At 72.8% G+C, this 23371-nt stretch carries 25 protein-coding genes; 11 read left to right on the forward strand and 14 right to left on the reverse strand.

The genetic code is table 11. The features are described from left to right. Positions 1-15: 15 nt before the first annotated feature. Positions 16-1509 carry an FG-GAP-like repeat-containing protein gene (locus ACGH7X_RS30950; RefSeq protein WP_399891179.1) on the reverse strand — a complete coding sequence of 498 codons (1494 nt, stop codon included), beginning with the start codon at positions 1507-1509 and terminating at the stop codon, positions 16-18. Between the two features lie 136 nt (positions 1510-1645). Next, a complete protein-coding gene (locus tag ACGH7X_RS30955; RefSeq protein ID WP_399891182.1) occupies positions 1646-4318 on the reverse strand; it encodes an FG-GAP-like repeat-containing protein in 2673 nt (890 codons plus the stop codon). A gap of 484 nt (positions 4319-4802) precedes the next feature. Here ACGH7X_RS30955 and ACGH7X_RS30960 point away from each other — a divergent pair, with 484 nt between their 5' ends. Genes ACGH7X_RS30960 through ACGH7X_RS30970 form a run of 3 tightly spaced genes read left to right on the forward strand, consistent with a single transcriptional unit; the run spans position 4803 to position 6522 of the window. After that, positions 4803-5132, forward strand: coding sequence for a hypothetical protein (locus ACGH7X_RS30960; RefSeq protein WP_399891185.1), 330 nt, complete (start codon positions 4803-4805; stop codon positions 5130-5132). 50 nt (positions 5133-5182) lie between these two features. Next, entirely contained in the window at positions 5183-5851 is a 669-nt protein-coding gene (locus ACGH7X_RS30965; RefSeq protein ID WP_399891188.1) for a hypothetical protein, read from the forward strand. A gap of 23 nt (positions 5852-5874) precedes the next feature. Further along, positions 5875-6522, forward strand: coding sequence for a ThuA domain-containing protein (locus ACGH7X_RS30970; protein WP_399891191.1), 648 nt, complete (start codon positions 5875-5877; stop codon positions 6520-6522). On the opposite strand, the gene ACGH7X_RS30975 is transcribed toward ACGH7X_RS30970, so the two are convergent. Both ACGH7X_RS30975 and ACGH7X_RS30980 read right to left on the reverse strand, forming a co-directional pair. After that, on the reverse strand, positions 6519-7580 hold the full coding sequence (locus ACGH7X_RS30975; RefSeq protein WP_399891195.1) for a LacI family DNA-binding transcriptional regulator: 1062 nt from the start codon (positions 7578-7580) through the stop codon (positions 6519-6521). The genes ACGH7X_RS30970 and ACGH7X_RS30975 overlap by 4 nt on opposite strands. Positions 7581-7719: 139 nt before the next feature. Further along, positions 7720-8058, reverse strand: coding sequence for an STAS domain-containing protein (locus ACGH7X_RS30980; RefSeq protein WP_399891198.1), 339 nt, complete (start codon positions 8056-8058; stop codon positions 7720-7722). Positions 8059-8205: 147 nt separating this feature from the next. On the opposite strand from ACGH7X_RS30980, the gene ACGH7X_RS30985 reads away from it, so the two are divergent. Next, entirely contained in the window at positions 8206-9708 is a 1503-nt protein-coding gene (locus ACGH7X_RS30985) for a carboxylesterase/lipase family protein (RefSeq protein ID WP_399891201.1), read from the forward strand. On the opposite strand, the gene ACGH7X_RS30990 is transcribed toward ACGH7X_RS30985, so the two are convergent. Together ACGH7X_RS30990 and ACGH7X_RS30995 are read right to left on the reverse strand one after the other, a co-directional pair. Beyond that, positions 9665-9895: a DUF397 domain-containing protein gene (locus ACGH7X_RS30990; RefSeq protein ID WP_399891204.1), complete on the reverse strand. Its 231-nt coding sequence runs from the start codon at positions 9893-9895 to the stop codon at positions 9665-9667. The two genes, ACGH7X_RS30985 and ACGH7X_RS30990, sit on opposite strands and share 44 nt — an antisense overlap. After that, complete coding sequence (locus ACGH7X_RS30995; protein ID WP_399891207.1) at positions 9892-10710, reverse strand: helix-turn-helix domain-containing protein; 819 nt, start codon at positions 10708-10710, stop codon at positions 9892-9894. The genes ACGH7X_RS30990 and ACGH7X_RS30995 overlap by 4 nt, the downstream gene beginning before the upstream one ends. A 112-nt stretch (positions 10711-10822) precedes the next feature. Here ACGH7X_RS30995 and ACGH7X_RS31000 point away from each other — a divergent pair, with 112 nt between their 5' ends. Next, a complete protein-coding gene (locus ACGH7X_RS31000) occupies positions 10823-11227 on the forward strand; it encodes an ATP-binding protein (protein ID WP_399891210.1) in 405 nt (134 codons plus the stop codon). On the opposite strand, the gene ACGH7X_RS31005 is transcribed toward ACGH7X_RS31000, so the two are convergent. Beyond that, on the reverse strand, positions 11224-12093 hold the full coding sequence (locus tag ACGH7X_RS31005; RefSeq protein ID WP_399891214.1) for a LysR family transcriptional regulator: 870 nt from the start codon (positions 12091-12093) through the stop codon (positions 11224-11226). The genes ACGH7X_RS31000 and ACGH7X_RS31005 overlap by 4 nt on opposite strands. 105 nt (positions 12094-12198) lie before the next feature. Here ACGH7X_RS31005 and ACGH7X_RS31010 point away from each other — a divergent pair, with 105 nt between their 5' ends. Beyond that, complete coding sequence (locus ACGH7X_RS31010; protein WP_399891217.1) at positions 12199-13191, forward strand: MBL fold metallo-hydrolase; 993 nt, start codon at positions 12199-12201, stop codon at positions 13189-13191. 34 nt (positions 13192-13225) lie between these two features. On the opposite strand, the gene ACGH7X_RS31015 is transcribed toward ACGH7X_RS31010, so the two are convergent. The 6 genes from ACGH7X_RS31015 to mmuM form a co-directional block, all read right to left on the reverse strand. Continuing rightward, positions 13226-13822, reverse strand: a complete 597-nt coding sequence (locus tag ACGH7X_RS31015; protein WP_399891220.1) for a hypothetical protein — start codon at positions 13820-13822, stop codon at positions 13226-13228. Beyond that, positions 13819-15165 (reverse strand): DUF58 domain-containing protein, encoded by a 1347-nt coding sequence (locus ACGH7X_RS31020; protein ID WP_399891223.1) that lies wholly within the window; start codon positions 15163-15165, stop codon positions 13819-13821. The genes ACGH7X_RS31015 and ACGH7X_RS31020 overlap by 4 nt, the downstream gene beginning before the upstream one ends. Continuing rightward, on the reverse strand, positions 15162-16160 hold the full coding sequence (locus ACGH7X_RS31025) for an AAA family ATPase (RefSeq protein ID WP_399891226.1): 999 nt from the start codon (positions 16158-16160) through the stop codon (positions 15162-15164). The genes ACGH7X_RS31020 and ACGH7X_RS31025 overlap by 4 nt, the downstream gene beginning before the upstream one ends. Further along, positions 16157-16750 (reverse strand): hypothetical protein, encoded by a 594-nt coding sequence (locus tag ACGH7X_RS31030; RefSeq protein WP_399891229.1) that lies wholly within the window; start codon positions 16748-16750, stop codon positions 16157-16159. The genes ACGH7X_RS31025 and ACGH7X_RS31030 overlap by 4 nt, the downstream gene beginning before the upstream one ends. Beyond that, positions 16747-17646: a DUF4129 domain-containing protein gene (locus ACGH7X_RS31035; RefSeq protein WP_399891232.1), complete on the reverse strand. Its 900-nt coding sequence runs from the start codon at positions 17644-17646 to the stop codon at positions 16747-16749. Before ACGH7X_RS31035 ends, ACGH7X_RS31030 begins: the two co-directional genes overlap by 4 nt. Before the next feature lie 111 nt (positions 17647-17757). Beyond that, positions 17758-18672 carry a homocysteine S-methyltransferase gene (gene mmuM / locus ACGH7X_RS31040; RefSeq protein WP_399891235.1) on the reverse strand — a complete coding sequence of 305 codons (915 nt, stop codon included), beginning with the start codon at positions 18670-18672 and terminating at the stop codon, positions 17758-17760. A gap of 161 nt (positions 18673-18833) precedes the next feature. Here mmuM and ACGH7X_RS31045 point away from each other — a divergent pair, with 161 nt between their 5' ends. From ACGH7X_RS31045 to ACGH7X_RS31065, 5 genes are all read left to right on the forward strand, one after another. After that, on the forward strand, positions 18834-19673 hold the full coding sequence (locus tag ACGH7X_RS31045; protein WP_399891238.1) for a lysostaphin resistance A-like protein: 840 nt from the start codon (positions 18834-18836) through the stop codon (positions 19671-19673). After that, entirely contained in the window at positions 19670-20827 is a 1158-nt protein-coding gene (locus tag ACGH7X_RS31050; RefSeq protein ID WP_399891241.1) for a sensor histidine kinase, read from the forward strand. The genes ACGH7X_RS31045 and ACGH7X_RS31050 overlap by 4 nt, the downstream gene beginning before the upstream one ends. Continuing rightward, positions 20824-21483 (forward strand): response regulator, encoded by a 660-nt coding sequence (locus ACGH7X_RS31055; RefSeq protein ID WP_399891244.1) that lies wholly within the window; start codon positions 20824-20826, stop codon positions 21481-21483. The genes ACGH7X_RS31050 and ACGH7X_RS31055 overlap by 4 nt, the downstream gene beginning before the upstream one ends. 64 nt (positions 21484-21547) lie before the next feature. Then, positions 21548-22009 (forward strand): hypothetical protein, encoded by a 462-nt coding sequence (locus ACGH7X_RS31060; protein WP_399891247.1) that lies wholly within the window; start codon positions 21548-21550, stop codon positions 22007-22009. Next, entirely contained in the window at positions 22006-22758 is a 753-nt protein-coding gene (locus ACGH7X_RS31065) for an isocitrate lyase/phosphoenolpyruvate mutase family protein (protein ID WP_399891250.1), read from the forward strand. The genes ACGH7X_RS31060 and ACGH7X_RS31065 overlap by 4 nt, the downstream gene beginning before the upstream one ends. Here the strand turns inward: ACGH7X_RS31065 and ACGH7X_RS31070 are convergent. Beyond that, complete coding sequence (locus tag ACGH7X_RS31070; RefSeq protein WP_399891253.1) at positions 22755-23339, reverse strand: TetR-like C-terminal domain-containing protein; 585 nt, start codon at positions 23337-23339, stop codon at positions 22755-22757. The genes ACGH7X_RS31065 and ACGH7X_RS31070 overlap by 4 nt on opposite strands. Positions 23340-23371: the final 32 nt, after the last annotated feature.

Consider the following 23371-nt stretch of genomic DNA (forward strand, 5'->3'; position numbering starts at 1 on the left):
AGGACTGGAGGAGGACTAGAGGGTGGTTTCGCCGGGGGTGCCGAAGGACTCGTGCCATTTGCGGCCGTTGATGAAGGCGTTGGTGCCGTTGGAGAGGGCGACGTAGACGTCGGAGTCGGCGCCCTTGGTGAAGGTGACGATGTCGTCCTTGCCGTCGCCGTCGTAGTCGCCGAGGTAGGGGAATTCGCCGGTGGGGGCGAAGAACTCGTTCCAGAGCTGCCCGGTGCCGAAGCGCGCCCCGTCGGAGAGGGCCACATAGACGTCGGAGTTGGCGCCTTGGGTGAAGGCGACGATGTCGTCCTTCCCGTCGCCGTTCACGTCGCCGACGCGCGGCTGCTCCGTGCCCCGGGCGAAGTGTTCGTGGACGAGCTGGCCGGGTCCGAAGCCGTTGGTGCCGTTGGAGAGGGCGACGTACACGTCTCCGGTGCTGCCTTGGGTGAAGGTGATGATGTCGTCGTTGCCGTCGCCGTTGATGTCGCCGACGGCCGGGACCTCGCCGGCCGGTGCGAAGTGGTCGTGCCAGACGGTGGCGGGTCCGAAGCCGTCGACCCCGTTGGACGGGGCGACGTAGACCTTGGCGTCGGCGTCGTGGGTGAAGGTGATGATGTCGTCGTTGCCGTCACCGTTGATGTCGCCGACGGCCGGGATCTCGCCGCCCGGGGCGAAGTGGTCGTGCCAGACGGACGCGGGTCCGAAGCCGTCGACCCCGTTGGACAGAGCGACGTAGACGTCGGAGTCGGCGCCCTTGGTGAAGGTGACGGCGTCGTCTTTTCCGTCTCCGTTGAAGTCGCCGGTCAGCGGGGTCTCGCCGCCGGGGGCGAAGAAGTCGTGCCAGATCTTCGCGTCGCCGAACCCGCTGCCCGTGGAGGGGGCGACGTAGACGTCCGCCTCGGGGTTCTGCGTGAACGTGATGATGTCGTCCTTGCCGTCACCGGTGAAGTCCGTCGGCGAACCGGCCGTCATCGGCTGCGGGGTCCCACAGTTGCCGCTGGTGTGGCGGGCGGCCGTGGAGCTGTAGCGCAGGGCGGTGCCGTCGATGACGATGGGCTGGTTCTGCCCGTCCGCCTCCTGCTCGTAGTGCAGGTGCGGACCGTCGGAGTTGCCGGTCGTGCCCACTTTGCCCAGCTCGTCGCCGGTGCGTACGTACTGACCTTTGGCCACGGTGATGCGGTCCAGGTGTGCGACCAGGGACGTCCAGCCGCCGCCGTGGTCGACGCGGACGTGGTTGCCGTAGCCGGAGCTGTTGGGCATCGGGACGACGTCGACGACCGTGCCGGACGCGGAGGCCAGGGCGGGGGTGCCGAGGTCGGCGGAGCCCGCGATGTTGAAGTCCAGGGCGTTGTGGACCTCGGACGAGTGGTGGTAGTAGTCCCGGACCTGGCCGCACGGCCAGGGGGCCCGGAAGTCGGGTCGGGGTCCGGCGCCCGCCGCCGGGGAAGCCGTGAGCGCAGTGCCGCTCAGGGCCAGCAGGGCGCCGGTCAGGCCGAGGCCGACGTGCCGTCTTCGCATGTGATCGTCTTCCTTCCGTAGGCTCCCGATGGAGCGACAGGGATGGCCCGTTGGCGCCGACCGCCGTGTCCGGGCACATGGCGACCCGGGACGCGCACCTGGTGGTGGTGCGCGCCGCCGGGAAGCAGGGGGTGGGTCAGATGGAGGTTTCGCCGGGCAGACCGAAGAAGTCGTTCCATTTCGTCCGGTCGCCGAAGGCGCTGCCGGTCGAGAGGGCGACGTGCACGTCCGCCTCGGGCGTGTGGTCGAAGGTGACGACGTCGTCCTTGCCGTCACCGTCGTAGTCGCCGACGTACGGGTATGCGCCCGGGCCCGACACGGCGTCGTGCCAGACGCCCTCGGCGGCGAAGGCGTCGCCGTCGGACAGGGCGACCCGGACCTCGGCCGCCGCGTCGGCGGTGAAGCTGGCGAGGTCGTCCCTGCCGTCGCCGTCGAAGTCGCCCACGCGCGGCAGTTCGGCGCCGGGGGAGAAGCCGGTGAGGACCTTGCGGGCCGCGGCGAACGAGTCGCCGGTGGACAGGGCGACGTAGACGGCGGCCTCGGCGTCCTTGGTGAAGGTGATGATGTCGTCGTTGCCGTCACCGTTCACGTCGCCGACGGCAGGGAACTCGCCTGCCGGTGCGAAGTGGTCGTGCCATTTCCCGCCCGTGCCGAAGGAGTCACCGGTGGACAGGGCGACGTAGACGTCCGATGCCTCGCCCTGCGTGAACGTGACGATGTCGTCCTTGCCGTCCCCGTTGAAGTCGCCGACCGCCGGTACCTCGTCTCCCGGCGCGAAGTGGTCGCTCCACTTCCGGCCGGTGGCGAACGAACTCCCGCTGGACGGTGCGACGTAGACGTCGGCGTCCGCACCGTGGGTGAAGGTGACTGCGTCGTCCTTGCCGTCGCCGGTGAAGTCGCCGGTCAGCGGGGTCTCGCCGGCGAGGGCGAAGTGGTCGTTCCACTTGCCGCCGCCGGTGAACGCCGAGCCGTCCGACCCGGCCGCGTACACGTCGGCGGACGCGTTCCGGGTGAAGGTGACGATGTCGTCCTTGCCGTCCCCGGTCACGTCGGTCGGCGAGCCGCCGAGCATCGCACCGCCCGCCGCGTTGCCGTAGTAGACCTCCAGCTCCGCAAGGGAGGTGAAGGTCCGCTCGCCGCCGGGGCGGCCGATGACGCGGACGCCGTCGCCCGCCGTGGGATCGAAGGAGAAGGTGTACGTGCGGTGAGGGCCCGCCGACTTGTCGTACGGGTAGGCGGGACCGACGCGCTGTCCCGACACGTCCACCCACTGGTTGTCGCGTCTGACCTGCACGCGCAGGTCGTCGGCGAACCAGCCGCCGTCCGCGAACATGTCACCGGTCGTGTAGACGACCTTGTTCACCATGTACTCGCGCGGCCAGGTGTATCCCCACCAACTGGCGTCCTTGCGCTCGTCGTTCCAGTCGTCCTCGCTCTGGTCGCGGTTGCCGTCGGCGTACCAGGCGTCCCGGCCGAAGTGCGTGGCCCGCTGCACCGGCACCGTGCCGGGCTCGCGGCCGAGATTGCGGGCCGGGTCCGCGGTGTTGGCGGGCGTGGAGTCACGGCCCGGTTCCAGGCTCAGCCTGCGCAGGGAGAAGGTGTACGCCCAGTGATCACCGGCGGGATAGCCACCGCCGCAGGGGCAGACGTTGGACTGGAGCCACATCGACTTGCCGTCGGCGCTGATGTACTTGGACGGGATCGTGGTCGCGTAGCCGCCGTGCTTGGTGTGGGTCCAGGGGTAGCCGCCGAAGTCCTTGGTCGCGAAGTGCTTCCAGGGGCCCCAGGGGGTCGCGGCCTCGTAGAACTCGAAGGTGTACTCGGTCCACGAGGTGTAGATGTAGCGGTTGAGCGGCTTGTTGTAGACCACGCCTCCCTGGCCGAGGACGGTCATGTCCCGTGCCCGGCCGGGGGTGAGGACGTTCTGGTAGACCCGCCGGTCGTCGTGGAGGACGGGCTGCCGCCGGGCGATGTCCGTGGACCAGACCGGGTTGCCCGAGGCGTCGCTGCCGGACGCGTACTGCCAGGCGTTCTCGTCCATGACGGAGTTCTTGTGGACGCGGGCCAGATACAGGTCGACCGGATCGGGGACGGTGTCGTCGAAGGAGTCCCGCCAGTTGTGGTCCAGGCCGTACGCGTACACGTAGTCGTCGGGGGCGTTGGCGTAGTTCTTGCCGTAGTCCAGGAACATCACCGTGGTGAAGACGCCGCCGCCGAACATCGGCCGGCCGCGGTCCCAGGTCCAGGTGCGTCCCTTGTCGGTTGACCTGGCGATGGTGGCGGCCGGCGCGTCGTTGAAGTCCGTCGCCAGGTCCTGCACCGCGAGATAGAGATCCCCGTTCACGCAGGCCATGCCGGTGGGCTTGCGGTTGTGGCCCGCGCTCCAGATCTGGCCGACGTCCGTGGAGAGCTGCGTTCCGGTGAGCCCGCCGGGCATGCCGGAGATCCTGGTGACCCCGATGTCGCTGTCCACGTTGCCGAAGCCGACACCGTCGCCGTACGCGGCGTAGACGTTGTCGTCGTCGGACCAGCAGTTGGGCCAGAGGTCGCCGTGGTTCCTGTTGTCGCCGGCCGCCGGCGCTCCGACGGAGGCGGCTGGATCCACCGCGACGGTGGAGAAGAAGTCGCCGGCCGGAGGGGATCCGGCGGCGAGAGCGGCGGCCTTCGAGGGCGGCGGTTCCGGAGCCGGGGTGTCCGCGGCCGTGCTCGACGGCACGACGGTCAGCACCGTACTGAGGGCGAGGAGGGCCGTGGCCAGGACACGGCCCAGGGGTCTCGCAGGTCTGGAGGGCGGGGCGGATCTGCGCATAGGACTGTGCTCCCGGGGTGAACTCGGGCCGACCAGCTTGGAAATCGATTTCAGCGGACGGTACTAGGGCCCTGTTGGTGCGTCAACTGGCCGCGACACCGCGGAGGTTGGGTGTGTATCGGGCGGTGCGCCCGCATTTCTCCAGCGCGACGGAGGGCGTGGCCGACGGTTCAGGGTCTCCTCGCGGGTCGCCTTTCGGCAGGTCACAGAGATGGTGCAGGGGCGTCGAGGCCCCACGCCCTTCGATCTCACCGACGTTTCTGAAATGGATTTCTCGAACCCCGAGGTCCGCGCTCACACACGCGAACGGTGGATGACCAATCCCTTGAGCTCCGACGTCGTGGCGCCCCGACTACTCCTCCGCACGCGCACCACCGCCTACCGCCACATCTTGAAGAAAACGGACACGCGGATACCGCTCCGGTGCCTCAGAAGCTCCTCAAGTCCGTTGAATGACACCGGGCGCCGAGCCGATCATGTCTCCATGTTCGGACGACTCGCCCCACCGGAACTCAATGTCCTCGTCCTGCGCGACACGGACGTCGTCGCCCACGGCATCCGCCAGGCGCTCGCCGAGGCGACGCCCGAAGAACGGCCCGGGCTGGAGCGCGCCGCGGCCCTGGTCGAGCAGGCCGCCGCGGCGCCCGACGCGGAGCTGTTCGCCCGCTGGGTGCACGAACGCCTCGCCGCGGCCGGTCACGAGGGCCCCGTCGACTCCGTCCGCGCGGTCAAGACCCTGCGTGAAGCGGCCCCCGGCCTCAGCCTGCGCCAGGCCGTCAAGCTGACGAAGGAAGCCGCGGCACATCACCCCTAGGTCCCCACCAAGACCGCCCCTGAGGAACACCTGTACGGCAGGATGGCCGCATGATTCATCACGCGCGCGTCCTGCCGGTGCTGCTGCTGGCGCCGCTGCTGCTCACCGCCTGCGGCTCCGAGAAGGCCGACGCGGGCGGTCCGCCCGGTTCCCCCTCGGCGGCCGCCCCGGCCGCGGCAGCCCCTGACGCCGGCACGGGTGAACTCCAGGTCCGCGCCCAGGCGATGGGTGTGGCCCCCGAACTGGTCTACGTCACCGAGGCCCCCGGATTCGCCCTCGCCCAGCAGTCCGTCGGCGTTCTCGGTGACGAAGGCTTCTCCGCCACCTGGGTCAACGGCGAGACCAACGCGCTGCTGCGGCTCGCCGTCGACCGGGGCTCGATCACGGCCGCCACCTGCACCGAGCAGCCGGTCGGCGACATGTCGGGCGAGCGCACGACCTGCGAGCGCGACGGCGACACCTGGTACCGCACCGGTGCCGGACGCCACGAGTACGCCGTGCCCGAGGAGGGCCATGTCGTGCGCGTCTCCGGCGAGGCGGACGCCGTGCCGCGCGACGTCCTGCGCGCGGCCGCCCTCGCCGCCCACCGCCCCGACGCCGCCGAGGCCGCCCGCCTCCTGCCCTCCGCCGAGCCCGCGCCCACCGCGCCGGTCGAGCGCGGCGACCTGCCCCCGTTCGGCGACGGGGCTCCCGACAACCACGTGGACGTGGGCGGCTGAACAGGTCTGTAGGGTCGGCCGTCATGGCACCCCGACTGCTCCTCTGCACGCGCACCACCGCCTACCGCCACGACTCCATCCCGCACGCCGTCGCCGCCGTACGGGCGCTCGGGGAGTACGAGGCCGACCACACGGAGGACCCTGCGGTCCTGGAGCGGCCGCTCGACCCCTACGCGGCCGTGGTCTTCCTTTCCACCAGTGGTGAGGTGCTCACCCCGGCGGGGCGCGACCGGCTCGCCGCGTACGTCGAGGGGGGCGGCGGGTTCGTCGGGGTGCACGCGGCGGCCTGCACCGAGTACGACTGGCCGTACTTCGGCGAACTGCTCGGCGCCCGCTTCGACCGGCACCCGGAGTACCAGCCGGGCCGGGTGGTCGTCGAGGACCGCGACCATCCGGCGACCCGGAAGCTGCCGCCCGTCTGGGAGTTCACGGACGAGTGGTACGACTTCCGCGCCAACCCCCGCGGTTCGGTCCGCGTCCTCGCCCGCGCCGACGAAACGTCGTACGAGGGCGGCGGCATGGGCGAGGACCATCCGCTGGTCTGGTGCCGCGAACAGGGCGCGGGCCGCGTCTTCTACACGGCCCTCGGCCACGCCGCCGACGCCTACACCGACCCCGACTTCCGCGCCCATCTGCGCGGCGGGATCGACTGGGCGGCCCGTACGGCCTAGGCGATGCCGGGCGGTGCCGTGCTCGCCCGCTCCACCAGGCGGGTCGAGAGTTCCGTGCGGGTGCTCTCCGGACGGTGGCCGTCCATCATGAGCAGCAGCAGGCGCAGCGCGGTGGCCGCCATCTCCGACAGCGGCTGGCGGACCGTGGTCAGCGCGGGGGTGACCCAGCGGGCCTCGGGCAGGTCGTCGAAGCCGACCACGCTCATGTCCCGGGGCACCGTCAGCCCCCGCTCGCCCAGCGCCTCGTAGACGCCGAGGGCCATCGCGTCCGAGCAGACGAACACGGCCGTCGGCGGCACGGGCAGGTCCAGCAGCTCCCGCATGCGGCGGCGGGCCGCGGCCCGGTCGAAACCGGCGTGGCGGACGTACTCGGGACGATGGCGCACCCCCGCCGAGGCGAGGGCGGAGCGATACCCGGCGACCCGCGCGTCGCTGCACAGCCCGCGCCGCCGGCCGGCGAGGACGGCGACGCGTTCGTGCCCGAGGCGCAGCAGGTGCTCGGTCGCCGTCACTCCGCCCTGCCAGTTCGCCGCGCCCACCGACACCACGCCGGGCGGCGGTTCCACGGCCGGGTCGATCATCACGAAGGGGATGCGGTGGTGCCCCAGCCAGGCGTACTGCGCGGCGGTCAGCTCGGCCAGGTTGAACAGCACGCCGGACGTGCCCCGCACGACGAGCCTGTCCAGCCGGCCGCCTTCGTGCCGGGTCTCCTCCGGTGAACCGGCCCGGGGCCGGTGCGGGTCCGCCGAGACCACGACCTCGAGGCCCGCGTCGTACGCCGCCTCCTCCACCCCGTGCAGCACCGCGCCCGACCAGGAACTCTCCAGGGAGTGCACCACGAGGTCGACCAGCCGCGGCGCCCGCGCGGTGTCGAAGCGGGGCCGGCGGACATAGCCGAGGCGGTCCAGCGCCTCCGCGACGCGGCGGCGGGTCTCGGGCGCCACGTCCTCGCGCCCGTTGACCACCTTGGACGCGGTCGGCACCGAGACCCCGGCCTCCCGGGCCACCACCGCCAGCGTCGGCCCGGCCGACGTGCTAGCACTCGCCGTACGGACCATCGGTCAACCACCTCTCCGGCCCGCTCGGGGCCCGGGGATAGAAAGCGCTTCCTATCCTAGGTTCGCCGAGACCCGGCGGGAAGAGCGGGGAAGAGCGGGGAAGAGCGGGGAAGCACGGGGCAGCAGGGGAGGTAACCCGCTACTCGGTGAAGGTGGCGACGGTGTCCAGCCCGGCCTGCCGCAGCGTCCGGTGCACGGCCGGGCGGGCACCCCGGACGGTGAGCGTCGCCGGTGCCGGCGTCCGGGTGACCGTCCGCAGCAGCGCGTACGCGCACGCCAGGTCGATGTGCTCCAGGTCGCCCATCTCCAGGACCCACGCCCCGGGCTGCCGCAGCCGGGGATCGAGGAGGAGCTCTTCCAGCAGGCCCAGCGCGGGGGCGTCCAGCGTCCCGGAGAAGGCCAGCACAGCGCGCTGCCCGTCGGCCTCGGCGATCCTTACGGGTGCGTTCTGACCGGAGTGATGAGGGTCGACGGTCACGTCAGCCTCCTCGGTGGCGCATCACGGGCGTGCGTGCTTCCCATTGTCCCCCACCGGTGACGAGCGGGACGGCCCGGAATAGATCAGGGCGCCGTGACGCTCTGACATGAGCGGTGCAACTGTGCGGCGAAGGGCTGGTGGCGCGAGATGGCAGGCCAGACGAACCCCGTGGTGAGCACTCCTCACGGGGCTGTACGTGGCAGGTACGAGCACGGGGTCGCCGTGTTCCGGGGCATCCCGTACGCGGCGCCCCCCTTCGGGCCCCGCCGGTTCCGGCCGCCCCTGCCGCCCGAACCCTGGGACGGCGTGCGCGACGCGGGCTCCTTCGGCCCCACGGCACCGAAACCGCCGTACTCCGAGGCCTTCGCCCAGTACCTCTCCGACCCGGACGTCCCCGGCGACGACTGCCTCAACCTCAACGTCTGGACCCCCGAGCCGGGCCCCGGCGCCCGCCTGCCGGTCCTGGTCTGGCTGCACGGCGGCGCCCTGACCAGAGGTTCCTCCGCCGTCCCCGTCTACGACGGCCACACCTTCGCCCGCGACGGCGTGGTGTGCGTCTCGATCAACTACCGACTGGGCATCGAGGGCTACGGACTGTTCCCGGACGTCCCCGCCAACGCCGGCCTGCGCGACCAGATCGCCGCCCTGGAGTGGGTGCGGGAGTCCATCGCGGCCTTCGGCGGCGACCCCGACCGGGTCACCCTCGCCGGCCAGTCCGCGGGCGCCATCAGCACCGGCGCCCTCCTCGCCGCGCCGCGCGCCCAGGGCCTGTTCCGGCGGGCCGTGCTCCAGAGCGGCGCCCCCGAAGCCGCCGACCGCGACAAGGTACGGCGCATGGTCCGCCGCATGGCCTCCCGCCTCAGGATCCCCGCCACCGCCGAGGCCTTCGCCGCCGCCGACCGCGCCCAGCTCCTGCGGGCCCAGGCCGAGGTGGGCCGGTTCAGCAGCCCCGTACTCGGCGGACCCGGGTTCGGCATCGTCGTCGACGGCGACGTACTGACCCGCGATCCCCTGGAGGCGCTCGTCGACGGCGACGCGGCACCGGGCGTCGACCTCATGATGGGCTGGACCCGGGACGAGTACCGGCTCTGGCTGGTCCCCGGCGGCCTCCTCGAACGCGTCGACCGACTCGGCGCGGTGGCCCTCGCGGGCGCGCGTGCCCGTTGCCACTGCGGCAACGAGGTGGTGCGCGGCTACCGTTCGCTGCGTCCCGACGCGGGGGCCGCCGAGACGGTGGGCCAGCTGGTCACCGACCACCTGCTCCGCATCCCGATGCACCGCGTGGCCGACGCGCGGCCCACGTCCTCGCACGTCTACGAGTTCGCCTGGCCGTCCGGCCTGCCCGACCTCGGCGCCTGCCACGCCCTCGAACTGGGCTTCGTCTTCGACTCCGGGGACACGCCCGACTCGCGCAGGCTCGCGGGCGAAGGGGCTCCGCAGGCCCTTGCCGACGCGATGCACGGCGCGTGGGTCCGGTTCGCCGAGTCCGGAGACCCGGGCTGGGCGGCCTGGGACGCCACGCATCCCGTGCGGGTCTTCGGCGACGGTGCCCCGCACACGGCGTACGGTCCGCGCGACGCCGAGTTCGACCTGTGGAAGGCCGACGTCACCACGCGAGGAACGCGGACCAGGCGGCTGGTGCGACGGTGACGTGTCCCTCCGGGGTTTTGGAGTCGCGGATGTGGATGGCGGTGGGGGCGGCGGCTACCTCTACGCAGTTGCCGCCGTCGCTGCCGCTGTAGCTGGACTTGCGCCAGTCGTAGGCGACTTCGAGGCACTCGCCGCCCTCACTGCCGCTGTAACTCGACTTGAACCACCGAAGTGCGCTGCCGCTCATTGGTCTCCTAGCAGACGGTCCAGAAGGTCCCTCGTGTCCTCGGGCGTGAGGGCTTGTGACCGCAGCATCGCACACCTCTGCGTAAGGATGGCCACCTCGTCGGGAGCAGCGATCAGTTGGCTGCCCCGTTGGGTCTCGGTGTAGGCAAGCCGCTGATGATCGGGTGTCTCAAGCAGCACGAACGGCCCGTCGAGTGCCGCATGCGCAGTGCGTGCCAGGGGCAGGACTTGCACAGCGAGGTTGGGGAGTTCGGAGGACTCTCGCAGGTGGCGGACCTGCTCCAGGAACACCGCTTTGCCGCCCAGGTGGTCTCGCAGTACGGCCTCCCAGACGACAAAGCAGGTGATGGGCGGCTCCTTGCGGTGGAAGATTGCCTGGCGTTCGACACGGGCCGCCACGTGCCGTTCGATCTCGTCCTCATCAAGGGCGGGGATGCGGCTGTGGAACACGGCTCGGGCGTAGCCCTCGCTCTGAAGCAGACCGGGCAACACTTGGTTCTCGTAGGAGGAGATGACGATGGCCTCCCGCTCCCGATCCAGGTACTCCTCTGCCCAGAGCGGCACCAGATCGACCTCCGGCATTCTGCTCAAGGCAACCGACAACGCCCCCTTCGTCTCCAGGAGTTCGTCGAGCTGCTCGGCGAGATCCGGCTTCAGTGGGCGTCTGCCCTGCTCGATCGACGCGATCTGCTGCTCGCCGATGACGAAGCGCTCGCCCAGTGATCTCTGGGTGTGGCCGGCGGCCTGGCGGTAGAGGGCGAGCAGGGCGCCCACCATCTTCATCGCGGAGGCGTTCCTCCGTGTCGTCGTGCTCATGAGGTCGAACTCCCCACCCGTGCGCGTACGTTCACCGTCGCGCACGCGTACAGACCGGCTGTACGGACATGCGCACTGTCTCATCATGACCACGGAGCGTGACCCTCGTCACGTGAACAAGGAAACTCAACCCCCGTCCCCACGTGAACGCTTCTACCGCCGTGAGCGCCGATCCGTCCCCGCCGCACGGGCGTTCGCGCGTGAGGCGCTGGCCCAGTGGGGTGTGCGCGGGCGCGCGGACGACGTGGTGCTGTGCGTCAGCGAACTGGCGACCAACGCGTTGGTGCACGGCGTCCCGGCCGGCCGGGGATTTCTGCTGCGGCTGCTGCCCTGCGGGGACGGCGTACGCGTCGAGGTGCACGACAGCGGGGGCGGCGTACCGGCCGTTCCCCTGGACCCCGGTGAGTCGGACGAGGGCGGTCGCGGGCTGCTGTTGGTGTCGGAACTGGCGGACAAGTGGGGCGTGGCGGAGCGGGAGCCCGGCAAGATCGTGTGGTTTGAGGTGGGTGGTGCTTAGGGAGGCCCCGCGTCGTCGGCGGCGATGTCGATCAGGTCGAGGACGAGCTTGTCGGGCTCACCGGCCCGCCAGGCGAGTACCACGCGGCTGGGGAGGTGGCCGGTGAGGGGCACGAAGCTGACGCCCGGGGTCGCGTGGCGGTGGGCCGCGGCCGACGGGAGCAGGCCGACGGCGGACTGCCACACGACCGCGTGCAGGCACTCGCCGACCGTGCTCACCACGGGCGTGTCCGGATCGTCGGAGCCGGCGGCGAGCCAGAAGTCACGCCATTGGGGGTCGGCGCCCGGCGGCAGCCGGAACGTCGTGCGTCCGCGCAGGTCCCGGACGTCGATCCGGGCCGCCCCGGCCAGTGGGTCGCCGGAGGGCATGACGGCCACCAGGGGTTCCTCGTAGAGGACCCGGACGGCGAGGCCCGTCGTGTCGAAGGGCAGGCGGGTGAGGGCCACGTCGACCTGCCCGGTACGCAACCCCGCGCTCGGATCGGCCAGGTCGCACTCCCGCAGCCGGACGGCGGCCCGCGGATACCGTCGGCGGAAGGTCTCCTGCGTCCCGGCGTCGAGGGCCGCTCCCGCGCCGGCGACCGCGCCGACGACGATCGTGCGGTGCCCGGTGCTCCGGCGCACCTTCTCCTTCGCCCGCTCGGCGTGTTCCAGCAGATCCCTCGCCTCGTCGAGCAGGACCCGGCCGCTGTCCGTGAGCAGCACACCTCGCGGTGAGCGTTCCAGTAGCCGGCAGTCGAGTTCGTCCTCCAGTTCCCGGATGCGCCGGCTCAACGGCGGCTGCGACATGTGCAGCCGGGCGGCGGCGCGGCCGAAGTGCAGTTCCTCGGCCACCGCGACGAAGTACCGGAGCTGCCGCAAGTCCATGACCGGCCACGATACCGAGACGCTGGGAGCGATACGGAATCGGTCCTGGACCTGGTGGTCAGGGACGCGGTGACATCGGTGCGGGACCGAACCGAGGAGGAAGAAATGCACGTCGAGCTGCGACCGGTCGACGGCGCGCGGGTGACGACGCTGATCGACAATTCCAGCGACGCCCTGCTGCCGGACGGACAACTCGTGCGGCGCTGGGGCCTGGCCGGGGCGGGAGCCGGCGCGCCGCTGCCCGTCGCACCGGCCGGTCTGACCACCGAGGGCACCACGATCGACGTCCTCCGGGCCGAGCACGGCTTCTCGGCGATGGTGGAGATCAGCACCGGCGGTCGCGACCGGCGGATACTCTTCGACGCCGGAGCGACCACCGACGGTCTGATCGGCAACCTCGACCGCCTCGGCGTGCACCCGGACACGTTCGAGACCATCGTCCTCAGCCATGGGCACTTCGACCACGTGACCGGTCTGCACGGACTGGTACGCAGACTCGGGCGACCCGCCATGCCGGTACTGCTGCACCCCGACGCGTGGCGGCGGCGCCGGATCGCCGGTCCCGGCGGTGTGCTGGACCTTCCGACACCCAGCCGCGGCGCCATCGAACAGGCCGGGTTCACGGTGATCGAGGAGCGGCGCCCGTCCCTGCTGCTCGACGACTTCCTGCTGATCACCGGAGAAGTCGAACGCAGCACCGACTTCGAGACGGGCATGCCGGGCCACCAGGCGTGCCTCGACGGGGAATGGGGCCCGGACGAGCTCATCGAGGACGACCAGGCCCTCGTACTCAACATCCGGGGCAAGGGGCTGGTGATCCTGACCGGATGCGGACACGCGGGGATCGTCAACCTGGTCCGGCACGCCCAGAAGGTGACGGGGATTCAGCGGTTGTACGGGGTGCTGGGCGGCCTGCATCTGCGGTTCGGGCCGGTCGTCGACCGGACGATCGACGCGTTGGCCGCCGAGGGGCCCGCGGTGGTGGTGCCCGCGCACTGCACCAGCTGGGCGGCACAGCAGGCACTGGCGGCCCGGCTGCCCGGCGCCTTCCTGCCGAACTCGGTCGGCAGCACCTTCCTGCTGGGCGGAGCGGCATGACCCCGCCTCGGCAGGCTCCGGGCGGCCCCCACGGTCACTTCTCCGACGCCGTCGGCGACCTCCGCCGTGTGCCGAGTACGCCACTGCCGACCAGCACCAGACCGACCGCCAGGCCGACCACCGTCCCGGCAGCGATCACCCGCCCCAGTCCGGAACCGGCCCCGGACACCGGGACCGCCGCGGCGGCGGCCACCACACCGGCCCCCGCGCAGGCCGCGACCGCCTCGCCCCACACACGGGCGGTCCCGCGCCCCCACCGCCACGGCCACGTCTCACTCGTCACCAGGTAGGCGACCAGCAGGCCGACCACGCAGGCGCCCTCCCACCAGGCCGGGTCGCCGAACGCCGCGATCACCACAACGCCCGCCGCCAGCACCGTCGTACGGTGTCGCAGCAGCCGGTAGGACCACCAGATGGCCTCGACCGACGGGCGCCGGTCCAGCGCGGGCGCCGCCCACGCCGCGAAGGCGATCGCGCATACGAGCGGAACCGCCTCCCCGGCCGTGCCCACGCTCGCCCACGGTTGCCACGCCATCACCACGGCCGCCACCGCGAGCACCCGCACCGGCACGGTGCCGATCCAGTACCCGAGGTACTCCCGAAGGCCGACCCGCGTCTCCAGTGCCGTCATCCCGCGCGTCCCCTCCCGCCGACCCGCCCCGACAGCAGCGGCGCCAGCGCCAGATCCAACGACTCGCCCACGACGTGCCGAAGTACCGGCACCCCGCTGTCCCGCAGGGCGAAACGCATCGCGTCCCGCTCCGCGTGCCACAGGCGCAGCCCCAACTCGCCCGCCTCGTCGCCGGGTTCCACCAGGGGGTCGCCGCTCGGGATCTCCACGACGACCGGGCGGCGCCCCCGCGCCTGGAGATCCCGCAGCACCGTCAGAATCCGGGCGTCGCTCAACGGGGTGAACACGTACACGAGGGCGCCCTCCGGCAGTCCGGGCGGCGGGACCCGCTCGAGCCCGTCGCGGCCGAAGTTGCGGTCCTTGCGGACGTCGAGGACGCTCTCGACGATGCGGTAGAACGCCGCGTCCCCGGTGCCCGGCGCCAGCCATCGGGTGGTGCCGCCGGTCGAGACGACCCCCACCCGGTCGTGGGTGCGCAGGTAGGCACGGGCCAGTCCGGTGGCGGCCCGTACCGTCTCGTCCAGCGAGGACAGCCCGGTCACCGGGTCGACGACGTCGCCGAACGCGTCGAGCAGCATCACCGTGTCGGCGGCCCGCTCGGCCGCGAACCGGTGCAGCTGCACGGCCCCGCGCCGGGTCGTCGACGGCCAGTGGATGCGCCGCTGCCGCTCCCCGGGAACCCAGGGCCCCACCCCGATGACCTCGACGCCCTCACCGGACTGCGGCGACGCGTGCTCGCCGAGCCGCTGCGGCAGCCGGACCGGGATCGGCGTGAACCGGGCCTGCGTGGCGTACGGGAACACGGACACCTCGGCCGCCTCGACGCGCACCGTGCGGCGCACGAGGCCGCCGGCGTCGTACACGTCGAGGTCCACCGGGCCGAGTGACCAGCGCCCCCAGTGCGTGGCGGTGTGGCGCAGCGTCACCGTGGACGCGCCGACGACGACCTCGTCGAGCCGCAGGCCGGGGCCGAGCGTCACACCGGGGTCGAGTCGCACGGCGTCGCCGTCGTGAGCCACCGAGATGCGGACGGTGACCGTGTCACCCTCGAAGCAGCGCCCCGGCTCGACGGTCGTCGACGTCTCGATGCGGCGGGCCGAGGCGCGGGGCAGCGCGAGCGCGAGCAGCACCAGCGGCGCCGCCGCGAGCGCGAGCAGCCACGCCCGGCCGGTGAGCAGCGCGGCGGACAGCGCCACCACGGCGACGGTCAGCAGGCGCAGCGTGCGCTCGCCCGGACGCGGGCCGCCGGGCGGCGGGTGCGGCGGCTGCGTCGGGGCGGTGCGGCCCTCCAGGGCGCGGACCACCGCCGCGCCCGGCCGCGACGCGGGTGCGGGCGCGGTCACGACGGCACGGCGGCCGTACGCCGCGTCGTCGGCGTACCGACGCCGGCGACGATCTCGCGCAGCACGTCGTCCGTGGACATCTCGCGCACCCACAACTCCGGGCGCAGCGACACCCGGTGGGCCAGCGCGGGCACCGCCAGGCTCTTGATGTCCTCCGGGACGACGTAGTCGCGGCCGTCCAGCACGGCGCGGGCGCGCGCGAGCTGGACCAGGGCCAGTCCGCCGCGCGGCGAGGCGCCGATGCTGATCTGCGGGTGGTCGCGGGTCGCGCCGACGAGCGCGACGGCGTACTCCAGCAGGTCGTCGTCGATCTCCACGCGCTCCACGACGGCCCGCCACGCCACCACGTCGGCCGGGCTCGCGAGTGTGTCGAGCACGGCCTCGGGCGCGGCCCGGTCGATCCGGGCCCGCAGCATCGCCAGCTCCTCGCGGGCGGCCAGATACCCCATCCGCACCCGCAGCTGGAACCGGTCGAGCTGCGCTTCGGGCAGGGAGTACGTGCCCTCGTACTCCACCGGGTTGGCGGTCGCCACGACCAGGAACGGGTCGGCGAGCCGCCGGGTCTCGCCGTCCACGGTCACCTGCGACTCGGCCATCGCCTCCAGCAGCGCGGCCTGCGTCTTCGGCGGGGTGCGGTTGATCTCGTCGGCGAGCAGGAGGTGCGTGAAGATCGGGCCGGGGTGGAAGACCATCTCGCCGGTGCGCTGGTCGTACAGCGGCGTTCCGGTGACGTCCGACGGCAGCAGGTCGGGGGTGAACTGGATGCGGCGGAAGTCCAGGCCGAGCGTGGTGGCGAAGGACCGCGCCAGGAGAGTCTTGCCGAGCCCCGGCAGGTCCTCGACGAGGACGTGACCGCGGGCCAGCACGCCCAGCATCACGAGTTCGAGGGCGTCCGGCTTGCCGACGACGGCACGGCCGATCTCGCGCAGTACGGCACCGGCCTGCTCGCCGACCTGCTCGGCGGTGCGGAGCTGGGGCGTGGAGGAAGTCGTCACTTCGCTTGGTCCTTACCGGGACGGGGGCCACCAGAGCCGGGCGGCCTACGGGTGCGGGGTGCGCCGAGTACTTCCAGCCGGTCGACGAGGCGGCGCAGCACGTCGACGGGGACCTCGCCGTCGGGTCCGGTGCGTGGTGGCTCCGGCCCCAGCCACGGCCACAGCTCGGGGCCGATCAACTCGGCGGCCCGCTCGGGCTGGTGCTCCAGAGACACGTGGTGGTGCTCGGCGAGCGCGGCGGCGTACAGGTGGCGCAGTTCGGTCCGGAGCACCGCACGGTAGTAGAGGGCGCCGTCGGGTCCGGTGGAGGTGCCCACGTTCCGTCGCCACTCGCCCATGCCCGGGGCCCGCGTCCGCAACAGCCGCACATCGTCCCGGTATCCGGAGTCGAAGGCGCCCGCCCCGGCGGCGTACCGGGCGACGAGCAGTCCCACGGCGACCAGGACGGCCACGAGGGCACCGGCCGCCTCGGGGCCGTCGAAGAGCACGACGAGCAGCACGCCCGAGCCGGCGACCGCGCCCGCGAGCAGCCCGAGGCGGCGCGGTGTGAGCGTGTCCTCTCCGGGTGTGGTCTCCGTGGGCCGGTTCACCGCTCCGCCTCCCTTTCCCGGTCCTGGAGCAGCGACGCGATCTCCTCCAGGGCGCCGGCCGCGGCCTGGCGGTGCGAGCCGTCCATGGGGTGCGAGGAGTAACGCGCCTCGCGGAACAGGGCGGTGAGCCGCGGCGCGGCCGGTCCCGGGGCGAGACCGGCGCCGACGGCGCGGGTGAGCAGGTCGGTGGGGCTGTCGGAGGCGTGCCGCGGCACTCCGGACGCGACGAGGGCGTCCTCCATCGCGGCGTAACAGGCGATGACGGCCGCCCGCGCGTCACCCGTGCCGGCCAGGGCGCGGCGGCCCGAGTGCACGGCGGACAGCAGCAGCCGCGCGTCGTCGTCCTCCGTCGCGGTGCCCGCCGGGCCCGGGAGCTGCGGCACCCTCAGCCCGAACCGTCGCAGCCGCCGTACGACCGCCACCACGACGAGCACCACGACGACCGCGGCCAGCAGGGCGAGGACGAGATACAGGGGCAGGGAGGAGCCGTCCGTCGGACCGTGCGCGTTTTTCCGGGGCGGGGGAATGACGAGGGTCGGTGAGGGCGCCGGTTCCGTCGCGAGGGGCAGGGGCGGGCCGGTCGTGGTGTCCCCGGTGGAGAACCGGTGCAGGACCATGGCCAGAACGCCGATGACCCCCGCCGCCGCGAGCAGCAGGGGCGCGGCGACCTCCCGCAGCCGCTCCTCGCCCGGCGGCAGCGAAGGGCGGTCGGCGCCGAAACGGGGGCGGAAGCGCCTGACGACGGTCAGGGCGGCGAGGGTCCAGACGACGGACACCCCGATCACCACGAAGCCCCAGTGGCCGAGCGGCCCCATGCCGGAGTGCAGCAGCCCCTCCTCGGGCCGCAGCGCGAGCGCGGCGACGGCCAGCGCACCGACCACCGCGGCAGCGACCACCGCCCCCGGCACCGCCCGGTGTCGCGTCCGCTCCCCGTGTGCCACGCCGTCCCCCCGCCGACCCGCCCCCCGAACGCCTGTTCACCGCAATTTTGGCACATGTCGCGCCGCTCACCCCAGGTGCAATGCCTGCGAGATCGAGGTGATCGCGTCCGGGCACACGCGGCAGCAGCCGCCGATCAGCCGGGCCCCGTGCTCCCGCCAGCCCCGTACGCGCTCGGTCGCGAAGGACGAACGTCCGCGCCAGGCACGGGCCTTCGCGTCCCACGTCTCCCCGCTGTTGGGGTAGGCCACGACCGGTTTGCCCGTGACGCGGGCCGCGGTCTCCACCGCGCCGGACACGTCCTCGGGGGCGCAGCAGTTCACGCCCACCGCGATCACCTCCTCCGCGCCGGCGGCCAGGGCGAAGGCCTCCTCCAGCGGCTGCCCGGCGCGGGTGCGGTCCCCGGCGACGGTGTACGACAGCCAGGCGGGCACGCCCAGTCCGCGCACCGCCCTCAGCAGCGCCGCCGCCTCGTCGGTGTCGGGGACCGTCTCCAGCGCGAGGACGTCGGGCCGGGCGGCGGCCAGGACCTCCAGGCGGGGGCGGTGGAAGCGCTCCAGCTCGCCCACCCCGAGACCGTACCGGCCGCGGTACTCGGAGCCGTCCGCGAGCATCGCCCCGTACGGGCCCGCCGACGCCGCCACCCACAGCGGGCGGTCCGGGTGGTCCGCACGTGCCCGGCGGGCGGCCTCCCTTGCCGACTCCACGCTGAGCGCGAGCAGTCCGGCGGCCCGTTCCCGCCCGATGCCGCGCCGGGCGAAGCCCTCGAAGGTGGCCTGGTAACTGGACGTGATCGCCACGTCCGCGCCCGCCTCGAAGTAGGCGAGATGGGCCCGAGTGATCGCTTCGGGATTTTCGGCGAGCAGCCGCGCCGACCACAGCGAGTCGCCCAGGTCGTGCCCGGCCGACTCCAGCTGGTTGGACATCCCGCCGTCGAGCACGAGCGGGCCGGAGGCGAGGGCGTCGGCGAAGTCGCTGGTCATGGCACGAGGCTACGGCTTCTCGCCCCCGGTCCCCGGGGCCTTGTCCCCCGTGCGAGCTACAGCCAGGTGTCCACCGTGAGGTGACGACCTCCGACCGCCGGATCCGTAGCGTCCATGTCAGCCCGCGGCACTCACGTCCCGGGCCCGACGAAGGAGTTCCCGTGAGGTTCGTGTGGCAGTTCCTGGCCGTGGTGGCGGCCTACGCCCTCGGCGGCATCGCCGTCCAGGCGGTCAAGGACAACGACTGGCTCACGCTGGTGGTCGGGCTCACGTCGGCCGCGCTGGTGGTGTTCGTGTACGCCTGGGTGGTGCGGCGGACCGAGCGCCGGCAGGCCCTGGACGTGGCCCGGGAGGGCGCCGCGGCCAAGGCCGGCTGGGGGATCCTGATGGGTGTCGGAATGTTCACGGCCGTCATCGTGAACCTCTTCGCCTCCGGGCACTACGAGGTCGACGGAGTGGGCTCGGTGCAGGGCGCGGTCGGGTTGGTCGGCTTCATGGCCGGGGCCGCCGCGACGGAGGAGGTCTTGTTCCGCGGGGTCCTGTTCCGGATCATCGAGGAGCACCTCGGCACGTACCTCGCGCTGGGGCTGACCGGCCTGGGGTTCGGGGCCATGCACCTGCTCAACGAGGACGCCACCCTGTGGGGCGCCCTCGCCATCGCCATCGAGGCCGGCTTCATGCTCGCCGCCGCCTACGCCGCCACCCGTAGCCTGTGGCTGGCGATCGGCGTGCACTTCGGCTGGAACTTCGCCGCGGCCGGCATCTTCAGCGTCGCCGTCTCCGGCACCGGCACCAACGAGGGGCTGCTGGACGCCGCGATGTCGGGGCCGAAGCTGCTCACCGGCGGCGACTTCGGGCCGGAGGGCAGTGTGTACTCGGTGGGCTTCGGGGCGCTGCTGACCCTCGTGTTCCTGTGGCTGGCGCACCGGCGCGGGAACATCGTGCCGTTCGGCTCCCGGCGTGCCGCGGGCGCCAACTCCACCGCTACACTTCCCCGATGATCGATCGCCGACGGATCCCGGAACTGTGGCGTCGACTCGACGTCACGGCCCGGGATCTCCCGCTCGGGGTACTGCTCCTCGTCGCGTCGCTCGTGCCGGCGCTGCGCGGCAACGGCACGGAGGTCGGCGGCCTGCCGACCCGTCCCGCCGACGCCCTGGCCGGGGTGGCGGCCGTTCTCCAGTCCGTCCCGCTGGCCGTGCGCCGGCGGTGGACGCTCGTCTGCCTCGCCCTGGTCTCGCTCGGCTTCGCCATCGACCAGCTGCGCGGCTACCACCTGTTCGCGGGCACGGCACTGCCCATCGCACTGATCAGTGCGGGGTCGTACCTGGAGAAGTACCGGCGCGCCGCCCTGGTCGCCGGCTCCGTGGCGTTCGTGGCCCTGTCGGTCGAGCTGTACCGGCGCGGACCCGGCGAAACGGCGTTGGAGTTCGTGACGTTCTACCTGGTGCTGGCCCTCGCCTGGGGCATCGGAGCGTGGATGCGCTCCGCACGTGCCGCCGAGGCCGAACGCCGCAGCCGGGTCGCCGAGGACGCCCGCAACGCCGAGCGGACCCGCATCGCCCGCGAACTCCACGACGTCGTGACCCACCACGTGACGGCGATGGTCGTGCAGTCCGAGGCGGCACGGTATCTCACCGCCGCCCCCGACCGGCTCGACGAGACGCTGGCCGCCGTCAGCGACACCGGCCGCCGGGCCATCACCGACCTGCGGCACCTGCTCGACCTGCTCAACCCGGACCACGGCACCTCCGAGCCCAGGACGCCGCCCGTCGGCCGGGTGCTCACGCTCGTCGAGCAGACGCGCCGGGCCGGGCAGCCGGTGGAGTTCACCGAGGAGGGCACGCCGGCGGCCGCGACCGGCAGCTCCGACCTCGTGGCCTACCGAGTCGTGCAGGAAGCCCTGACGAACGCGCTCAAGTACGACCACGGCGGCAGGACCTCGGTCCTGGTGCGGCACGGCGAGAGGGAGATCACGGTGGAAGTGGGCACGGACGGCTCCGGTTCGGGAGCCGCGTCCCCCGGCGGAAGCGGGCGGGGGCTGGCCGGCCTGCGAGAACGGGTCGACGTCCTCGGCGGCGACTTCAGCGCGGACCGCTCGACGGACGGCGGCTTCGTCGTCCGGGCCCGGATACCCGGGGGGAGCACGTCATGAGCGCGCCGGTCCGGGTCGTGATCTGCGACGACCAGGTACTGATCCGCACCGGTCTCGCGACCATCGTCGACGCCCAGCCCGACCTGGAGGTGGTCGGCGAGTGCGGCGACGGGCAGGCCGGGGTCGACCTGGCCCGTGAACTGCGCCCGGACGTCGTGGTGATGGACATCCGCATGCCGGTGCTTGACGGCCTCGAAGCCACCCGCCTGCTGGCCGGTGCCGGGGTGCAGCATCCCGTCAAGGTGCTCGTGGTGACCACGTTCAACCTCGACGAGTACGTCTACGAGGCCCTGCGCGCGGGCGCCAGCGGCTTCCTGCTCAAGGACGCGCCACCGGACCGGCTGCTGCACGGCATCCGGACGGTGGCGATGGGCGCCGCGCTGCTCGACCCCGACGTGACACGCCGCCTCGTGGGCCGGTACGCCGCCCGCATCCGGCCCGCCGAGGGCACCCCCCGGGAGATACCGCTGACGCCCCGCGAGATGGAGGTCCTGCGCCTCATCGCGGACGGCCTCTCCAACAGCGAGATCGCCGCCTCCCTCGTGATCAGCCCCGAGACCGTCAAGACCTTCGTGTCCCGCATCCTCACCAAACTCGACCTCCGCGACCGCGTCCAGGCGGTCGTCTTCGCCTACCGGCACGGGCTGGTGACCTGAGCGCCGGTCCCGGCCGGGAACACTTCGGCCGCCACCGAAGGAACCGGCACCTAGCGTTCGGGACATGAGCGACACGAACACCGTCACCGCGTCCGCCGCCGTGGTCACCGGCATGGTCGAGCACGTCCTGGCCCTGGCCGCCGGCTGGACCCACTGGGACGGGCGGCCCGCCCACGTCGACGACCGCGTGTACACCCCGCACAAGGCGATCCGGCGGGTCGCCGACCACATGATCGACCATCTCGCGGAGCTGGAGGCACGGCTGGCGGGGGAGGAGACGCAGCCCGACCGCTGGCACGCCTCCATGGTCACCACGGAGGCAGACCGTGCCGCCTTCACGGCTGCGGATCTCGACGAGGCGCGCAGCCGTCTCACCCGGCTCGCCCGGATCTGGGCCAACCGCCTCGACGCGCTCACCGACGAGCAGCTCGACCACTCGCCGGGCGAGGGCTGGAGCTTTCGTGAACTCGCCGTCCACCTCGGAGGATCCGTGTACTACGCCGACGCGGTGGGTGACCTGTCGTGACCGCGTTCGCCGAACTCCACCGGCCCGGCGAGCCCCTGCTCCTGCCGTGCGCCTGGGACCACGCCTCCGCGCTCGCCCTCGCCGGGCGGGGCTTCGGCGCGGTCGGCACGACCAGCCTCGGCGTCGCGGCGGCGGGCGGGCTGCCCGACGGCGCGTCGGCGACCCGCGACGAGACGCTGCGGCTGGCCCTCACCCTGGGCTCGCAGTCGTTCCTGCTGTCCGTCGACGCGGAGGGCGGGTTCAGCGACGATCCCGACGAGGTGGGGGAGTTCGCGCGGCAGCTCGCGGCGGTCGGTGCCGTCGGGATCAACCTGGAGGACGGGCTGGGGCCGGTGGACCGGCACGCCGCGAAGATCGCCGCGGTCCGCTCGGCCGCCCCAGCGCTGTTCGTCAACGCCCGTACGGACACGTACTGGTCGGGCGACGGCGACACCGCGGAGACGATGCGCCGCCTGGAGGCCTACCGCGAGGCCGGCGCCGACGGCGTCTTCGTCCCCGGGCTCACCGACCCCGCCCGGATCGCGGCCCTCGCCGCCCACTTCGACGTGCCCCTCAACGTCCTGTACTCGCCCACGGGGCCCGCTCTGGCGCACCTCGCCGACCTCGGCGTACGCCGCGTCAGCCTCGGCTCGCTGCTGTACCGGCGGGCGCTGGGCGCGGCCCTGGACGCCGTGGCCGACATCGGCGCCGGCCGTCCTCCGCAGGGCACGACACCGACGTACGACGAGGTACGGGCGCTGACCGGCTAGCCGTCGGCGCCCTCGTCCCGCGGCCAGTTCTCCAGCGCCACGTGCAGGGCGTCGATCGCCTTGTCCCAGGACGCCCGGACGTCGCGCGGGGCGCCGAAGCCGCCGGTGGCCTCCAGGGCGCAGTAGCCGTGGAAGGTGCTGCGCAGCAGGCGCACCGCGTCGGTGAGGTCGGGTTCGGTCAGGCCGTAGGCGCGGAGCATGCCGTGGGTGATCTCGGCGGTGCGGCGCAGGGCGGGGGAGTCGGCGACGAGGGACTGGTCGATGCGGATCTGCGTCGCGGCGTAGCGGCCGGGATGGCGCAGGGCGTACGCCCGGTAGGCGCCCGCGAAGGCGGCCAGCGCCTCCTTCCCGGCCCGGCCGGCCACCGCCGTCGTGATCTCGTCGATCAGCTCGCCGCCGGCCAGCAGCGCGACCCGGACGCGCAGGTCCTGGAGATTGCGGACGTGCGTGTACAGGCTGGCGTCCTTCACCCCGAAGTGCCGGGCGAGCGCGGAGACGGTGACGGCCTCGAACCCGGTCTCGTCGGCGAGGTCGGCGGCGGCCGCCACCACACGGGCGGTTGTAAGACCCACTCGGGGCATGGGCCACCTTCCTGCAACCTAGGACTCCTAGG

Source organism: Streptomyces sp. BBFR51 (genome assembly GCF_044591655.1).
Taxonomy (GTDB): domain Bacteria; phylum Actinomycetota; class Actinomycetes; order Streptomycetales; family Streptomycetaceae; genus Streptomyces.

Coding starts and splice junctions, on each gene's coding strand:
- ACGH7X_RS30950 (WP_399891179.1), bottom strand. CDS start 1,509: ATGCGAAGACGGCACGTCGGCCTCGGCCTGACCGGCGCCCTGCTGGCC.
- ACGH7X_RS30955 (WP_399891182.1), bottom strand. CDS start 4,318: ATGCGCAGATCCGCCCCGCCCTCCAGACCTGCGAGACCCCTGGGCCGT.
- ACGH7X_RS30960 (WP_399891185.1), top strand. CDS start 4,803: ATGTTCGGACGACTCGCCCCACCGGAACTCAATGTCCTCGTCCTGCGC.
- ACGH7X_RS30965 (WP_399891188.1), top strand. CDS start 5,183: ATGATTCATCACGCGCGCGTCCTGCCGGTGCTGCTGCTGGCGCCGCTG.
- ACGH7X_RS30970 (WP_399891191.1), top strand. CDS start 5,875: ATGGCACCCCGACTGCTCCTCTGCACGCGCACCACCGCCTACCGCCAC.
- ACGH7X_RS30975 (WP_399891195.1), bottom strand. CDS start 7,580: ATGGTCCGTACGGCGAGTGCTAGCACGTCGGCCGGGCCGACGCTGGCG.
- ACGH7X_RS30985 (WP_399891201.1), top strand. CDS start 8,206: ATGGCAGGCCAGACGAACCCCGTGGTGAGCACTCCTCACGGGGCTGTA.
- ACGH7X_RS30990 (WP_399891204.1), bottom strand. CDS start 9,895: ATGAGCGGCAGCGCACTTCGGTGGTTCAAGTCGAGTTACAGCGGCAGT.
- ACGH7X_RS30995 (WP_399891207.1), bottom strand. CDS start 10,710: ATGAGCACGACGACACGGAGGAACGCCTCCGCGATGAAGATGGTGGGC.
- ACGH7X_RS31005 (WP_399891214.1), bottom strand. CDS start 12,093: ATGGACTTGCGGCAGCTCCGGTACTTCGTCGCGGTGGCCGAGGAACTG.
- ACGH7X_RS31010 (WP_399891217.1), top strand. CDS start 12,199: ATGCACGTCGAGCTGCGACCGGTCGACGGCGCGCGGGTGACGACGCTG.
- ACGH7X_RS31015 (WP_399891220.1), bottom strand. CDS start 13,822: ATGACGGCACTGGAGACGCGGGTCGGCCTTCGGGAGTACCTCGGGTAC.
- mmuM (WP_399891235.1), bottom strand. CDS start 18,672: ATGACCAGCGACTTCGCCGACGCCCTCGCCTCCGGCCCGCTCGTGCTC.
- ACGH7X_RS31050 (WP_399891241.1), top strand. CDS start 19,670: ATGATCGATCGCCGACGGATCCCGGAACTGTGGCGTCGACTCGACGTC.
- ACGH7X_RS31055 (WP_399891244.1), top strand. CDS start 20,824: ATGAGCGCGCCGGTCCGGGTCGTGATCTGCGACGACCAGGTACTGATC.
- ACGH7X_RS31060 (WP_399891247.1), top strand. CDS start 21,548: ATGAGCGACACGAACACCGTCACCGCGTCCGCCGCCGTGGTCACCGGC.
- ACGH7X_RS31070 (WP_399891253.1), bottom strand. CDS start 23,339: ATGCCCCGAGTGGGTCTTACAACCGCCCGTGTGGTGGCGGCCGCCGCC.